Source organism: Litoribacterium kuwaitense, from assembly GCF_011058155.1.
Taxonomy (GTDB): domain Bacteria; phylum Bacillota; class Bacilli; order Bacillales; family DSM-28697; genus Litoribacterium; species Litoribacterium kuwaitense.
Window position 1 is genome coordinate 115,765 of record NZ_JAALFC010000004.1, and the last position, 15,357, is coordinate 131,121.

The window sequence follows — 15,357 nt, forward strand, 5'->3', positions numbered from 1 at the left end:
ATTTTATGACGACTCGCTCTAATGCAACTAGTCAAGATAACAGTGCACCCCTCCGCCGGGATGTCAAGATGTTAGGAAAGACTTTAGGAGATGTCCTGTTATTGCAAGGAGGACAAAACCTCTTAAACACAGTAGAAAAAATTCGTGAGCAGACAAAAGAGCTGCGCAATAACGCAGACATGAAGCCAGATGTACATAGCTTAAAAGATGACATTAGGAAGCTTGAGCCCCCGCAACGAACACACGTGATTCGTGCCTTTACGATTTACTTCCACCTCGTGAATATTGCTGAACAAACCCACCGAATTCGGCGTCGAAAGGAATACCAAAAACAGGAAGATAACGTAATGCAGCCGGGATCACTCGAAAATACAGTTGTCCGGTTGAAAGAAAATAATATGAGTAACACTGTCATTTCCGATGTGTTACAAAACTTGAGTCTCGAGCTTATTATTACCGCTCACCCAACGGAAGCGACGCGGCGTACAGTATTACAAATTCACCGTCGCATTGCTGACATACTAATTAAACGAAATGAGCCAAGCTTAACAAGCCGTGAGATTCAGGAGCTTGATGAAGATTTATTTAATGAAGTTATGACCCTCTGGCAAACGGACGAGCTACGCCACCGTAAGCCTACTGTCATGGATGAAGTAGCAAATGGCCTTTACTATTTCGATGAAACACTTTTTGACATTCTTCCATTGATTCACCAAGAGCTCGAGGACTGCCTCAATAAGCATTATCCTGACCAAACGTGGACCGTCCCTAACTTTTTAACCTTCGGATCTTGGATTGGAGGAGACCGAGACGGCAACCCGAATGTGACGCCTCAGATCACATGGCAAACACTTGAAAAACATAGAGAACTAGCTATTGGAAAATATATCGATGCAATTCAAGGCCTGCACCGTCACTTCAGTCACTCTTCTAAGTATGTGTGTATCAGTCAAGAGCTCATTGATTCAGTAAACGATGAGATGCACCTTCTGAATGCAGATGAAAAATGGGTCGTTGAATATGAAGTGTACCGTAATAAACTAGCTATTATTTTGAAGAAACTGCGGGAAACAGGCTATAGCAGTATTGGCTATGACAATGCAGATGCGTTTCTCGAAGATCTGCAGCTCATACGCCGCAGCTTTGAAAAACATCAAATGCGAGCACACGAATCGAACAAGCTGCGCCTTCTTATTCAACAAGTGGAAATATTTGGATTTCATTTAGCCTCTTTGGACATTCGGAACCACAGCGGTGAGCATGAGGCGGCCTTGAACGAAATCTTTAAGCATGCACAATTGACAGATCGATACTCTGAGTTATCTGAAGATGAGAAACTTAAGCTTTTGACAGCTGTCATCCATGACCCGCGTCCGCTCATCTCGTTTAAAGAGGACTTATCAAAGGAAACACAGAAAGTAGTCGGTGTTTTCGATATGATTCGTGCCGCCCATAAAGAATTTGGTCACCGTTCAATTGTAACGTATTTGATTAGTATGACATGTGCAGCGAGTGACTTACTCGAAGTCATGGTACTGGCGAAGGAAGCTGGTATTTTCCGAAAGCATCCAGATGGCAAAATCGAAAGTCATTTAACGATTGCGCCTTTACTAGAAACAATTGATGACCTGATTGCCGGTCCAAGCATTATGAAAACCGTATTTGATTTGGACTTTTATCGTCAACACTTAAAATGCCGTAAAGATACTCAAGAAATTATGCTCGGCTATTCAGACGGCAGCAAGGATGGCGGTACACTTACAGCGAATTGGAAGCTCTATAAAGCTCAACAGGAAATTCACGACTTGGCTAAAAACTACGGCATTGGCTTGAAGTTCTTCCATGGACGCGGTGGCTCTCTCGGACGAGGAGGCGGACCATTAAACCGAAGCATTTTGTCTCAGCCGGCAGAAACGCTCGGTGACGGTGTGAAAATTACTGAACAGGGCGAAGTTCTCTCATCACGTTATCTATTATTTGACATTGCCCACCGTAGCTTAGAACAAGCTGCTTCTGCACTTTTAGCCGCATCTGCTCACATTTCGTCCGAATCAGAAGATCAGCATAATCGTAAACCTGAATGGGAACAAGCCATGGATGAGATGTCTGAAGTATCCTTAAAAACGTACCAATCTCTCGTCTTTGGTGACGAAGACTTTCTTGAATATTTTAGCCAATCTACGCCGTTGCCAGAGATAAGTGAGCTAAATATTGGTTCGCGTCCTTCACGAAGAAAAAACAGTAATCGATTTGAAGACCTTCGTGCAATTCCATGGGTGTTTGCCTGGACACAAAGCAGACAATTACTACCAGCCTGGTTCGCGGCCGGCTCCGGTTTAAGATCGTACATTGATCAAGGACATTTAGATTTACTTCAAGAGATGTACAGACATTGGCCTTTCTTTAGATCAACGATTGAAAACTTACAAATGGCGCTAAAAAAGGCAGATGTCATGGCGGCAACAGAATATACGAGCCTCGTTGAAAATAAAGAAATGGCGGAGCGTATATTTAAGATCATCAGTGACGAATATGAATTAACGCGTTCAGTGCTACTTCAAATTACTGGACAGGAAGCGTTATTAGATAACAGCCCTAATATTAAGTCGTCGATCATTCTTCGTAACCCATATGTAGACCCACTAAACTTCTTACAAGTTGAACTGATCGCCCAACTTCGATCCAATGAAGGAGAAAACGAAGAGCTTCTTCGCGAAGTACTTCTTACGATCAATGGTCTAGCTGCAGGATTACGTAATACAGGTTGATCTTAATAACCGTCATATTTCTTAGTAGCCATGCGATCTCAGGCATGGCTACGCTTTTTATCGACCTCCACTTACCTTAGCTTTTTGCCCTCCTCAGTACGTACCGATGGTAACATTTAATGACGGAAGGTCGAGCTACCACCTAAGCACTGGCTAGTCATATAAAAAATCCTAGTGGTCACCACTAGGATTTTTGTATGTTTATTATTCAGTTGTGTCGGTATCCGTACCTTCACCTTCCGTATCTGTACCTGTTTCTTCTTCAGCAGGACCTTCATCTGCTGGAGTATCGCCACCTGCTCCGCCGCAACCTGTAATTAGTACTAGCGCTAGTGCTGATGATGCCATTGACATTAACCATTTTTTTCGACTCAAAACGTTCATCCTCCTTTAATCCATCCATAAAAAAGTCGGGTGCTTGTTTCGGTCCCGCTTATTACATACATACCCAGGAAGAGGAAGAAAATATCATTCATTTGTGTTACAGTTTTATTTCAATTAAATGACAGAGAGATCCCTTTACTTTTAAGTTTTCTGCTAGCTACTTCACAGTCACAGATGTTACACGCGTTTTTCTTGAAGAAGATCGTAACCACTTGTTTTTAATTTCTTCACCAGGGATAGGTCGGCTGTACAAATATCCTTGTCCGACATCACAATTTTGTTTTTTGAGAAAGAGTTCCTGATCCTCTAATTCGATTCCTTCAGCAACAACACGAATGCCTAGAGAATGAGCAATGTCTATGACTGCAGAAACAATCGTCGCATTGCTTCCATCAAGGAGCATATCTTTTAAAAATGACTGATCAATTTTTAACTCATTAACTGGCAGCCTTTTCAAATAGGATAGTGAAGAGTACCCTGTTCCAAAATCATCTAAAGCAAATTGAATGCCTAATTCCTTACATTCATTTAGACGTTGGATCATCCGCTCCTGGTCTTTAATAAACACGCTCTCTGTCAGCTCAAAACGTAAATACGCTGCTTCAATGCCTGTCGAAGAAATGATATGCTTTACTTTCTCAACAAAATGTGGATCCTCCAATTGCAATGCTGAGATATTAATTGACACCGGATAGGTTAAGCGCGTTTCCTCAGCCCAACATTGAATTTGTTCGCAAACCATTTGAATGACCCAAGCACCAAGCTCAACAATTTGCCCCGTTTCTTCGGCAAGTGGGATAAACTCAGCTGGAGATACAAGCCCTTCACCTTTCTTGTTCCACCTCAATAATGCTTCCATTCCGACAAGCTTTCCCGTGGCTAAAGATAGTTGCGGTTGATAGAGAAGGAAAAATTCATTGTCTGCCATTCCTTGCTTAATTCGATCAGATAATTGATTCACTGACGAATGAACGTCGACGACACTTTTTGAGTAATACCGAAAACGGTGTTCTTCTTTTTTGGCAATATACATCGCTTTATCTGCTTTTTCGATTAATTCATCTGCCTGAAGCCCGTCTTCCGGATACACAGATATACCGATGTTCGGCTTAATATGCTGCAAGCCCTCATCTAACAAAAAAGGTTTAGCCAGCGCATCATGGATGCTTTTTGCCGTAGCCGTTACTTCAGAGAGATCATGACAGTTCTCTAAAATTAACGTAAACTCGTCGCCACCCCAGCGGCCAACAGTAGCGTGATCACCAAGCAATTTCTCCAATCGCTCACCGACCATTCGAAGCAGCTTGTCTCCAACAGTGTGCCCATATTCATCATTGACCTTTTTAAAACAGTCTAAGTCGATAAAGATCAGCGCCACTTTTTTGTTGTATTCTCTGGCTGTATGTATCGCCATCTCTAAACGTTCTTCAAAAGAGCGACGATTCGGAAGCTGTGTTACTACATCAACATGCGCAAGCTTATATAAATAATCCTCTTTGTTTTTTTGTGTCGTGCAATCTGAAAACGCTGCTACGTAATAAGCGATTTCCCCTTCTTCATTTAAGACACCTGTTGCAGAAACCCGATTCGCATACAATCCCCCGTCTTTTCGTCTACTCCATACTTCACCTTTCCATTCACCTTTTTCCTTAAGTATACTCTGCACTTTTTTAAAAAAGTCGATGCCATTCTTTTCGGTATACATAAAATTTAAGCCTTTTCCTAAGACGTCAGATTGATCATACCCTGTAATTTTTGTAAATGCCGGATTCACGTGATGAACTTTATGCTCTTTATCAATAATGATGATCCCTTCAAGCATATTTTCAAACACTTTTACGGCCAGCTCCAGTAACTGCTCTTTCCTTCGTACTTCTGTAACATCCGAGCACATTAGAAGAAAGAATATTGGCTCGTCTCTTTTTTTATAGATGGTTCTAATATTAAGTCCTTCATGATATCTCGTTTGGTCCTTCTTAAAGCTAACGTGCTCACCATTCCAATTCCCTTTTTCCCATAACTCTTTCCAAATCGGGTCATCAGAATCGGCTTGCAGTATGTTGTGCATTTGTCCAATCAATTCATCTTCTTTATAACCTGAAAGCTTTTCATATTGATGATTAACCGCGAGGATGCGCCCTTCCAACGTCGTAATCACCATACCTTGATTGGTTTTCTGAAATAAGACACTATCTAATATTTCTTGAAGCACGACCAAATCTTGATTCATCATTTTGCGCACCTCATTTTCTAATATGCATTACCTTTAGTATATATGAAATAGCTTTAAGCATAAAGTCACGCTTTTTCTTTTTTCTAAAACAAATGTCATGTTTTAGTCCTATAAAAAAAAGATTCAGCCGTTGATATTGTAAAGGCAACGGTCCTTTTCAAAATATCGAAATAAAACAATGAAGACATTAGGTGCCGAAATTAATAAAATCTACATTAAAAAAAATCTCCTAACAAGACAACGCTGTCTCGTTAGGAGATTTGCTATGAATAATACATATTATCCTTTGAATAATTGTACAAACATTTTGCCGTAAGGTCCGCCATCAACAATACCGATACCTACATTTGTATATTCGCTTTTCAGGATGTTTTCACGATGCCCTTGCGAATTCATCAACGCTGTATGCGCTTTTTCAACAGTTTGATTTCCTGCTAAATTCTCGCCAGCAGTCCGATACGTAACCCCAAATTGCTTCATCATATCAAAAGGGGAGCCGTAAGTTGGTGACTGGTGAGCAAAATAGTTATTATCAATCATATCTTGAGCTTTAACACGGGCTACCTTTGTCAATTCTGCATCAGCTTTTAATGGCTGAAGCCCTTGAGCTTGACGCGCTTCGTTGACGAGAGACAGCATTTGCTGTTCTTCAGCAGTAAGCTCTGCATTGACTGTTTCACCTTGATCTTCAGAAGGGTTTGTATTTCCATTCCCTTGAGGAGGTGTAACAGGATCTGGTTTTTGTGTAACTTGCTCAGATTCTTCTTTTCCTTCTTTATCAGCTTCAGGCTTATTTTCAACTTCAGATTCTTCTGGTTTTTCTGTATCTTTTTCTGGTTGCTTAGGTTTTTCTGGCTTATTTGTTTCTTTTTCTGGCTCAGGTTCTGGTTTCTTTTTTTGCTCTTTTAACTCTGCCAAAATTTCCTTGATGGTTTTTCCTTCCAAATCGGCAAGTTTCAGATCATGATTTTCCAAAATTGATTCAATCTTTTCTCGATCGAGTGATTTTGGAACGTCAACATTCTGATGCTCTCCTGTGGCTTGTCCTCCTGCAAAGACTGATGTACAAAGAACCGACCCAATAATAATTCCTTTCATCATCGTCCACCTCCATTTGTTTTCACTATTTATTTCGGCATTTGGAGGGGAAATGTTGACGTTTTTATGCACGGTAATAGTTACCATCACCGTGGTAATTAATGGTTTTAAAATAAAATCTGTATACTACGTACATCGACGTGCGTGATAAATACAGCTTCAGTCTTAGGCAGAAAGAATCTTTGCATTACACACACATCCACTTTTTTATATATGCTTATACCCCCAAAACGTAAAAAAACCGCTACCAAATTTGGTAAGCGGACAATGGATTTTTTTGACAATAGTAAATACAGCCAGGGATAAATCATTCTATCCTCTGGCTTTAAAAAGCAAAGAGCCAATAAAGGCGAAAATGATCGCGGAAGATATACCTGCCGAAGTGACCTCAAACATCCCAGAAACGACGCCGATCAAGCCGTTTTGGGCAGCTTCTTCCATCGCTCCTTTGACGAGAGAATTACCAAAACTAACAATAGGAACGGTCGCACCTGCACCTGCAAAGTCGATGAGGCGGTCGTACAGACCGAAAGCAGATAACACGGCTCCAACGACGACAAGTAAACTAAGTGTATGTGCTGGTGTTAGTCCTCCTATATCCATTAACAATTGGCCGACGACACAGATCAGTCCTCCTATGAGAAAGGCCCAGAAAAATGCTTCCATCACACTGTGCCTCCTTCCTGTTCAATGACAACCGCATGGGCTATGCACGGGATTGACTCATTTTGTTGGTAAGATAAAGGCGATAACAACGCACCTGTTGCTACGCAAAGCATCCGTTTAATATGCCCCTCTTTCATCTGCTGTAAAAAGTGACCATACATACCCACTGCCGAACAAGCACAGCCACTTCCTCCAGATTGTACCCCTTGGTTTTCTCTGTACATGAGCACACCGCAATCTTGAAAGGCATCATCGGGAATATCAAGGCCGCGATCTCGTAGCATTTCTAAAGAAAGACTATGACCTAACTTACCGAGATCACCAGTAATGATGACATCATAATCGGCTGGCGTACGGCCAGTATCTTCTAAGTGGCGCAAGATCGTATCAACCGCGGCGGGCGCCATTGCTCCTCCCATGTTAAAAGGATCTGTTAACCCCATATCAACAACACGACCAAACGTGGCCGCGGTGACCTTTGGCCCGGTTTCATTTGCTTTTAGTATAGCTGCTCCTGCTCCTGTCACCGTCCATTGCGCCGTTGGTGGCTTCTGACTCCCATACTCAGTCGGATAACGGAACTGTTTTTCCATTGCACCATTGTGGCTTACTGTTCCAGTGAGTACACAATCTGCATGGCCCCCATCAACGATCAAGGCTGCAAGTCCGAGTCCTTCCATGGATGTTGAACATGCACCAAATACACCTAAATATGGTGCATCGACTGCTGCTGAAGCGAAGCTGCTAGACGTAATCTGATTAAGCAAATCCCCACTAATCACGAATTGGATGTCTTCCTTCACGATATTTCCTTTTTCTAAAGCGATATTAAACGCAGATTCAAGTAACTTTTTTTGCGCTTTTTCAAATGAAGCCTGCCCGACATAAAAGTCATCATACACCTTATCGAAGCTGTGTGATAGGTTTCCTTTTCCTTCAAAAGGACCGCCTGTCACACCTGTTGAAACGATCGTAGGAGCAGTAGGAAATGTCACTGTAAATTGACCCTTTCTCATCCAACCACTCCTAGCTGAATCAATATCGTCTTAATGATGGCGATGACGAACGCTGAAAATGTCCCAAAAACAATGACTGAGCCAGCCAGTTTAAACATATTACCGCCCACACCAAGGACATACCCTTCTGTTCGATGCTCGATCGCTGCAGAGATCATTGCATTGCCGAAACCTGTGACGGGGACAGCCGTCCCTGCTCCAGCATGCTGAGCTATTTTGTCATAAACCCCAAAACCGGTAAGCAGCATAGAAATAAAGATCAAGACCGCCACTGTAGGGTTTCCTACCGTTTGTTCTGTAAAATTAAAGTAGGTGATAAAAAATAAGCTAATGCCTTGACCAATGAGACAGATGGTGCCACCAAATAAAAAGGCTCGTATACAATTCGCCACGACTGGACGCTTAAATTCACGCTCTTTCGCAAAATCTTGATATGCTTTTTGCTGCGGTAAAGTTGAATCCTTTGCCAAGTTAAGACCTCCCTTTCTCTGTTAAGTTGTTTCGTAGCTGAGCATAATTAATTTTTTGATCCGATCATTCATCTCTTTTTTCGATAAGTCTTTTTCAGCAAGCTCTTTCTTCAACTTTTTCACTTCGTTCAGAAGCTTTTGATCACTGGACAAAGTCACTTCATGTATTGGTGGAGGATCCATATGTGACAGTTGGCTTTTTAGCTTTTTATCGATTTCTTCCATCCGAAAGCGATTGGCTTGCTTCACTGCATAGGCAAGAAGCATTTCCTTATCCCCATTTACTGCCTCTGCTTCTTGAATCTCCGGGTTACGCTTAATGATTTCTTCATATTCATGTGAGCGGCTTTGATCGATCGCCGTCGAGTTATTCGATAAATGAAGCAACTGTTCGCTCTCTTGAGCAGATTGTTGATTTTGACAAGCACTGACGATCATAATCATACTGCTAATAAGCAACAACCGAACAAATGTAGATTTCACTTTTAAAACCTCCTTTTTAGCAGGTGCATTCTTTACCTTAGGTTGTCTCGTGACCTTGAGGCTATGTCTGACATTTTTTTCAAACGAGAATGAACGCAAAAACTGCACAGCAAATGCTATGCAGTCAGCGTATAGACAAAGCTAAGTGTAAACTGTGTCTAACGATATTTAAACGTATGTGTTATCTCCATGTACCGATTGTTAGACCGGTAAAGCCTTTGTATGAATGCTGATGATTGGCTTTTTTGAAGAAATCGTACGCTACACTTACATCTTCATTGGTACCATTTTTTTCAACGACACCTTTTACTTCATGCACATGCCCTCCATTTGGCAATGGGATCGGCGGACCGGTTTGCCCATTAAAAATGTGTTCATGTCCTTTAGTAAAACTTGTTACGCCTTTAAACGTATGAATGTGCTCGTCTTCGTTGCTGCCATTTACAGCAAAAAGGTACGCTTTAAGGTCATGACAATGACCTTCGTTCGTGGACGATTTTATTAAAAATGAATGCGTATGTGCAACGCCCTTTCTGATTGATGATCACCAGCCTTCATATGTATTTGAAAACGCTGCTGCATTTTCCACCATCGTATAATATCGGCCATTGATTTTTTCTACTTCAATCGGTAAGTCTAAAGCTTTAGTCAACATCTCGGATGTCATCAGCTCTGCCGTTGCACCTTTCTCCATGACCATCCCATTTCGTAAGAGCAATGTTTTGTTAAACAACGGTAAGACCTCTTCTGTATGATGAGTGACGTAAATGATAGTGATCTCGCGCGCTCTAGCCATGTCTTCTATCGACTGAAGAAGCCCTTCACGTGAAGGAAGATCTAAACCTGTGCAAGGTTCGTCAAGGATGAGTAATTCGGGATCTGCCATTAAGGCTCGAGCTAATAAGATCCGTTGCTTTTCACCTTGGGATAGTGTGACGTACGGATGATCAGCAAACGATTCCATTTTAAGCGTACGTAAGATCTCTTTTGCCTTTGCCCGGTCTTCTTCATATATCTCTTCATAAATCCCGATCGAGGCAAATTTCCCGCTAATTACTGTATTTAAAACGCTGTCATGCTTCCGTAGTCGTTCTTGTAGAGCGGTGCTCACCCAGCCAACCCGTTTCCGAATTTCCCAAAGCGGATATGATCCAAACGTTTCCCCAAAAACATCAATATGCCCCGATGAAGGAAACATATTCCCGCTAATGATGTTTAGTAACGCTGTTTTCCCCGATCCATTTTTCCCAAATACGACCCATTTCTCTCCTTTTTCAACCGACCAATTGATGTTTTGTAAAATTGGACGCCCTTCGCGTTTCCAATGTACATCCTCTAAGTGAAAAATAGCCATGTCGCCAACCCCTTTATGTATTTCTTGTCGTTTCTTCTGTATTCTTCAGCATGAAGAGAATCCCCTTTTTCTTAAACAATATATAAAGATTAATTTATTTTGATTGCAATCTTTCCTTATCCTCCTTATACTTTTTTTATCTTGACCACAAATAGCTGAAAGACAATTTTTAACATATAGTAAGGAAAGAGAGGTGAGCCTCGCTTGTGCAATGATGAGGCCAAACCGGCTCTTATCATACACAGTGAAGGATTATGGAACACGGACCTTCTGTTACATCATTAGTCGTCGTACTGCTTGCTGCATTTTTAACTCCCATTTTATTGAAAAAATTTCGCTTAACAATTATTCCAGTTGTCGTCGCAGAAATTCTTGTTGGTCTCATCCTAGGCCCAAGTGTTTTTGACCTTGTCCAAGAAGATCAATGGCTTGAAACTTTATCCACGCTCGGATTTATTTTTCTCATGTTTCTAAGTGGACTGGAGATTGACTTCTCGGTATTTCTCAACAAGAAGAAACAAAAACGACTCTCGGATGGACAAAATGAACCGAATACGTTTCGTGTAGCTTCAATCATTTTTATTGGCATCTTCCTCATTTCCTATCTGCTTTCGTTACTTCTCGTGTGGGCAGGATTTACGGACAATGCCTTTTTCATGACGTTGGTCATTTCAACGATTTCACTTGGCGTTGTCGTGCCAACGTTAAAAGAAACAGGCATTATGAAACAAAGCATCGGGCAAATTATTTTACTTGTCGCTGTCATTGCTGATCTTGTGACGATGATTCTACTTGCTGTATTTGTGTCATTTTACCAAGAAGGTGGAAACATCTGGCTACTCTTAATTCTTTTTGTCGCTGGAATCCTTCTCTACTTCATTGGTAAGTTTTTCAAAAGCCGTACTTTTTTCGAAACAATGTCTACGGGGACCATCCAAATTGGCACACGAGCGATTTTTACATTAATTATCTTGCTCGTCGGCCTTTCTGAAAGTGTCGGTGCAGAAAACATTCTTGGTGCATTTTTAGCAGGGGTTCTCGTCTCACTATTATCACCGAACCGAGAATTGGTCAGTCAATTAGATTCTTTTGGGTACGGGTTTTTAATTCCCATTTTCTTCGTCATGGTTGGGGTCGATCTGAATTTAATTGAGCTGTTTTCTGATCCAATGGTATTTATCTTAATTCCTTTATTATTACTCGCTCTCTTAATATCAAAAGTCGTACCTGTTCTTGTGTTAAAGCGCTGGTATGACATGAAGACAGTCCTTGGATCAGGCTATCTGCTGACCTCTACGCTGTCGCTCGTTATTGCGGCTTCAACAATTGGTCAAGATATTGGTGTCATTTCAACACAAACAGGTTCATCATTGATTTTACTTGCCGTTGTCGCATGTATCATTTCGCCGATTTTGTTTAAAAAGGTTTTCCCAGAGCAACCTTCTGTAATCGAGAAACAGAAAGTCATGGTATTTGGAGCAAATCAGCTCACCCTTCCATTGTCGTCTGACCTTGACGGGGAGCAATACGATGTCAGCCTTTACCATACTGAGCAAAATAAACAAAGAGAAGAGATTGAAAAGGTACGTAGCTCACATTTTACCGTCCACTATATTAGAGATTATGAGCTCGATACCCTGCAAGCACTTGATATTCATGAGAGCGACATCGTTGTAGCCGCCACTGGCAACGATGAGGTAAACAGCTTTATTGCTAAAAAAGCGTTAGAGGGTCAAGTAGAGCATGTTGTCGCCCGTGTTGAAAACCCATCAAAAGGAGAAAATTTAGTTGAGCAAGGCGTTCACACGTTCTCATCCTTTTTCTCTACACAATCGATGTTACGGGCACTTATTGTCACACCTTCTGTCGCTAGCATATTCTCAACATCAGAAGAAGGTTTTAACGAAATTGAGCTTGAAAACCATGAATTTGATGGTGTGGAGCTGCGAAAATTTCCTTTCTTTGGGGATGCGATCGTCGTTCGTATTTTTCGGGGAGGCGAATCCATCGTCCCTCACGGTGACACAACACTCAAGACTGGAGACCGGTTAATTGTTACCGGCTCGCAAGACAGTGTTTCCGAACTGAGAGAGGTTTTAAGCTAAATACATTCAGGGTAAGTTCGGAGTGTAGACAAAGTCCAGAATGACTTCGTCTACACTCTTTTTTAGTTGATAAATAATCATTTGCAAAGCGGACTTGTACATAAAATCCCTGTAAAAGATCAAAAATGACAGCCTCGATGGTTGCCAAAAAGTTGAAGCAGCTTTATTTACGATGGCAACAGGCTGCTCCATCGTATAAACTGTATTATGAAATTCGTATGAAGGCAGGTCATCTACATTGAAAAACAAAAAGAAGGTATCCCTTTTCGTGCTTCTGCTTTTTGTTATTGCTTTAGGCAGTCTTGCCCTCAGAATTACTTTAACCTCTCCAACTGCACTTCAGGCTAAACAAGCACCAGAAAAATACGAGTTAAATGCCTATTTCGCTGTACCGACACCTTCTTTTTTCCAAAAAGAGCTAGAGATTGTGGCCATTGGTGATTCGCTTACGAAAGGTGTTGGTGATCATCTGAAACGTGGAGGTTATTTATATTATGTTGAACAGGCTTTGCGGAATGAGGAGATTTATAGCGACATCAACGTGATCAATCTAGGTGTTACTGGCTTACGATCCGATGAACTCCTCGTTCGATTAGACGAAGAGCCTTATACAGATGAGCTTCCTAAAGCAGATCATATTTATATCACCATTGGCGGCAACGATCTCGTCCGTATTTTTTCTGACAACCTGACGTCGTTAACTTTAGCCCCTTTCTTACTAGAAAAAGATACTTTTGGCGAACGAATTCAAGAGATTGTAGAAAAAACGAGAGCACTCAATCCAGAGGCACACATTTTTTTAATCGGTTTATACAACCCTTTCTCAAAATCATTTAGCGACATTGAAGAAATGAATACAATTGTTTCCAAATGGGACGAAGAAAACCAATTCGTCGCACAACAGTTTCAAAACGTTACTTTTATACCGATACGTGATCTGTTTTTAGATTCGGAAGACAATCTGCTCTCCGCCGATTATTTTCATCCAAATACACTCGGATATAAAAAAATGGCCAGCCGCATTTATGATTACATTCAACAAGAGCTTAGTGCCAATCATATCGATCGATTACCTACAGGAGGGCTTGACACCGATGGACAACATGCCAACTAAAGCGTCTCGAAAAAAACCACCCTGGAAAAGATTATTTATCGTCTTATGCACACTAAATGCCGGTGTGATTGTTTTCTGCCTTTGGCTTTTTTTCGGACCAATTACAGCACCTCAAGAAAGGGAGCCATCTCCTGTTGTACAACGTGAGTTTTACCCCTTTACAATTGAAGCGTCCAAAGCAGATTTAAATGAAGTTATAGATACGTTTTTAGAAGAACAAACACGTGAAGCTGTCATTCCATATACAATACGTTTAGAGGAGAATGACGTTCGCTTATATGGCACTTTTAAAGCATTTGGCCGCGACGTCGACCTGCTGTTGGCTTTTACACCTCGTGTTTTACCGAATGGAGATCTCGAGCTACATCAATCCGTTTTACAAGTTGGGGACTTATCCATCTCTGTGAAAATGGTGCTGGAGTACATCGACAGACATTATGCTCTTCCTTCATGGGTCAATGTGCGCCCGGATAGCCGCGTCGTTTCGATTAATCTAACCGAATTCACCTCAACCGGAGGCGTTTCTTTTCAAGTGGAAGACTTTAATCTCCCTGATAATCAAATTAAAATCCAAATACAAGTTCCCCAGGATCTTATCCAGAAACAACCCGACGTAAGTGTTAAACCATAACCTAAAACGTAGTGACGGCTTCATTCAATTGCCGTCACTTTTTTGGGAAAGAAAGCAGCAATAGACTGCTATGCACACCTTTTAGCTTCATGAATAAGATATCAGTGTTAAAGCTTAAAGACCACTTACGAGATTAATCACATGATTGTGAATTCATTAAACAGGAGGAGCATCTATGGGACAAAATCCATTTTTTGATTCCGTCGAGAAAAAAACTGGCGTGAACATGAATGACGTGCTTAAATTAGCTGATCAATTACAAAATGCCAATTTTAAAGACGAAAAAACCGTCCGCCAAGTCATTCGTCAAGTATCTCAAATTGCAAATAAACCAGTAAGCAAGCAAAAAGAAGATAAACTCGTACAGTCCATCTTAAAAAACAACGTACCGACCGATTTTTCTTCATTGTCTAAAATGATGGATAAAAAATAGTTGCCGTGACATTTAACGTAAAGCATTGAAAGGAGAGGCGCTTATGTTTCCAGGCCCGCCCCAGCCTCCATCCTTTCGGCCGCCCCCTTCTTTCCCTATGCACGGAGGCATGCGTATGGGTCCGGGTATTAACCCTGGCTCAATGATGCCGCCAGCTATGAGGGGAATGCCAATGCCACCAGCCACTCCTCCAACTGCTGGAGGCGGTGGTTTATTAAAAGGTTTGGTACAAAACATAGGAAGTGGCGGCATCGATGGAATGATTGGGAACGTACAAAACATGTTAAAGTTAGCTGAATCTGCCGCCCCCATTCTTCAACAAGTTCAACAATACGGGCCAATGTTAAAAAACCTTCCGCAAATGTTTAAAATGTTACAATCTTTTAACGAAATTAACGCGGAAGATTCAGCAGACGACACCGAAAATAACGAAACGTCGATTGACGATGACGTAAAAGAGTCAGCGAGTGATATCACTTCTACACCAGATGAATCGATACCTACAGAATTGACTGGCAGCGAAGAAAGCATTGACAAGGTCATCGACCTCACGGAACGACCATCCACTCCAAAGCTGTACATCTAAGCAAAGTTGGCTAACG

Annotated in this window: 15 protein-coding genes; 6 read left to right on the top strand and 9 right to left on the bottom strand. The window is 41.5% G+C overall.

Annotation, left to right across the window (positions count from 1 at the left end):
- The first annotated feature begins 5 nt into the window (after positions 1-5).
- A complete protein-coding gene (ppc, locus tag G4V62_RS04495; RefSeq protein WP_165199641.1) occupies positions 6-2,768 on the top strand; it encodes a phosphoenolpyruvate carboxylase in 2,763 nt (920 codons plus the stop codon).
- A gap of 204 nt (positions 2,769-2,972) precedes the next feature.
- Here the strand turns inward: ppc and G4V62_RS04500 are convergent, their stop codons facing one another.
- The 9 genes from G4V62_RS04500 to G4V62_RS04540 form a co-directional block, all read right to left on the bottom strand.
- Positions 2,973-3,143, bottom strand: coding sequence for a hypothetical protein (locus G4V62_RS04500; protein WP_165199643.1), 171 nt, complete (start codon positions 3,141-3,143; stop codon positions 2,973-2,975).
- A gap of 166 nt (positions 3,144-3,309) precedes the next feature.
- Positions 3,310-5,385 carry a sensor domain-containing protein gene (locus G4V62_RS04505; protein WP_165199645.1) on the bottom strand — a complete coding sequence of 692 codons (2,076 nt, stop codon included), beginning with the start codon at positions 5,383-5,385 and terminating at the stop codon, positions 3,310-3,312.
- Between the two features lie 279 nt (positions 5,386-5,664).
- Positions 5,665-6,486, bottom strand: coding sequence for a CAP domain-containing protein (locus G4V62_RS04510; protein ID WP_312855428.1), 822 nt, complete (start codon positions 6,484-6,486; stop codon positions 5,665-5,667).
- Between the two features lie 309 nt (positions 6,487-6,795).
- Positions 6,796-7,149, bottom strand: coding sequence for a stage V sporulation protein AE (spoVAE, locus tag G4V62_RS04515; RefSeq protein ID WP_212508660.1), 354 nt, complete (start codon positions 7,147-7,149; stop codon positions 6,796-6,798).
- The gene (gene spoVAD / locus G4V62_RS04520; protein ID WP_165199649.1) at positions 7,149-8,165 is read right to left on the bottom strand and encodes a stage V sporulation protein AD; all 1,017 of its coding nucleotides are present in this window, start codon (positions 8,163-8,165) and stop codon (positions 7,149-7,151) included. Before spoVAD ends, spoVAE begins: the two co-directional genes overlap by 1 nt.
- Positions 8,162-8,635: a stage V sporulation protein AC gene (gene spoVAC, locus G4V62_RS04525; RefSeq protein WP_165199651.1), complete on the bottom strand. Its 474-nt coding sequence runs from the start codon at positions 8,633-8,635 to the stop codon at positions 8,162-8,164. Before spoVAC ends, spoVAD begins: the two co-directional genes overlap by 4 nt.
- A 21-nt stretch (positions 8,636-8,656) precedes the next feature.
- A complete protein-coding gene (locus G4V62_RS04530) occupies positions 8,657-9,118 on the bottom strand; it encodes a YhcN/YlaJ family sporulation lipoprotein (protein ID WP_165199653.1) in 462 nt (153 codons plus the stop codon).
- 181 nt (positions 9,119-9,299) lie between these two features.
- Positions 9,300-9,656 (bottom strand): YmaF family protein, encoded by a 357-nt coding sequence (locus tag G4V62_RS20260; protein ID WP_165199771.1) that lies wholly within the window; start codon positions 9,654-9,656, stop codon positions 9,300-9,302.
- Positions 9,657-9,662: 6 nt separating this feature from the next.
- Positions 9,663-10,472 (bottom strand): ABC transporter ATP-binding protein, encoded by an 810-nt coding sequence (locus G4V62_RS04540; protein WP_165199655.1) that lies wholly within the window; start codon positions 10,470-10,472, stop codon positions 9,663-9,665.
- 254 nt (positions 10,473-10,726) lie between these two features.
- On the opposite strand from G4V62_RS04540, the gene G4V62_RS04545 reads away from it, so the two are divergent.
- The 5 genes from G4V62_RS04545 to vrrA all read left to right on the top strand — a co-directional run bounded on the left by G4V62_RS04545 (position 10,727) and on the right by vrrA (position 15,341).
- Positions 10,727-12,577 carry a monovalent cation:proton antiporter family protein gene (locus G4V62_RS04545; RefSeq protein ID WP_165199657.1) on the top strand — a complete coding sequence of 617 codons (1,851 nt, stop codon included), beginning with the start codon at positions 10,727-10,729 and terminating at the stop codon, positions 12,575-12,577.
- A 238-nt stretch (positions 12,578-12,815) separates the two neighbouring features.
- Positions 12,816-13,691, top strand: coding sequence for a GDSL-type esterase/lipase family protein (locus G4V62_RS04550; protein ID WP_165199659.1), 876 nt, complete (start codon positions 12,816-12,818; stop codon positions 13,689-13,691).
- Complete coding sequence (locus tag G4V62_RS04555) at positions 13,672-14,322, top strand: YpmS family protein (RefSeq protein WP_165199661.1); 651 nt, start codon at positions 13,672-13,674, stop codon at positions 14,320-14,322. The genes G4V62_RS04550 and G4V62_RS04555 overlap by 20 nt, the downstream gene beginning before the upstream one ends.
- Before the next feature lie 175 nt (positions 14,323-14,497).
- Positions 14,498-14,755 (top strand): stage VI sporulation protein F, encoded by a 258-nt coding sequence (locus G4V62_RS04560; protein WP_165199663.1) that lies wholly within the window; start codon positions 14,498-14,500, stop codon positions 14,753-14,755.
- Positions 14,756-14,798: 43 nt separating this feature from the next.
- Positions 14,799-15,341, top strand: coding sequence for a VrrA/YqfQ family protein (gene vrrA, locus G4V62_RS04565; RefSeq protein WP_165199665.1), 543 nt, complete (start codon positions 14,799-14,801; stop codon positions 15,339-15,341).
- Positions 15,342-15,357 lie beyond the last annotated feature (16 nt).

Coding starts and splice junctions, on each gene's coding strand:
- ppc (WP_165199641.1), top strand. CDS start 6: ATGACGACTCGCTCTAATGCAACTAGTCAAGATAACAGTGCACCCCTC.
- G4V62_RS04505 (WP_165199645.1), bottom strand. CDS start 5,385: ATGATGAATCAAGATTTGGTCGTGCTTCAAGAAATATTAGATAGTGTC.
- G4V62_RS04510 (WP_312855428.1), bottom strand. CDS start 6,486: ATGATGAAAGGAATTATTATTGGGTCGGTTCTTTGTACATCAGTCTTT.
- spoVAE (WP_212508660.1), bottom strand. CDS start 7,149: ATGGAAGCATTTTTCTGGGCCTTTCTCATAGGAGGACTGATCTGTGTC.
- spoVAD (WP_165199649.1), bottom strand. CDS start 8,165: ATGAGAAAGGGTCAATTTACAGTGACATTTCCTACTGCTCCTACGATC.
- G4V62_RS04540 (WP_165199655.1), bottom strand. CDS start 10,472: ATGGCTATTTTTCACTTAGAGGATGTACATTGGAAACGCGAAGGGCGT.
- G4V62_RS04545 (WP_165199657.1), top strand. CDS start 10,727: ATGGAACACGGACCTTCTGTTACATCATTAGTCGTCGTACTGCTTGCT.
- G4V62_RS04555 (WP_165199661.1), top strand. CDS start 13,672: ATGGACAACATGCCAACTAAAGCGTCTCGAAAAAAACCACCCTGGAAA.
- G4V62_RS04560 (WP_165199663.1), top strand. CDS start 14,498: ATGGGACAAAATCCATTTTTTGATTCCGTCGAGAAAAAAACTGGCGTG.
- vrrA (WP_165199665.1), top strand. CDS start 14,799: ATGTTTCCAGGCCCGCCCCAGCCTCCATCCTTTCGGCCGCCCCCTTCT.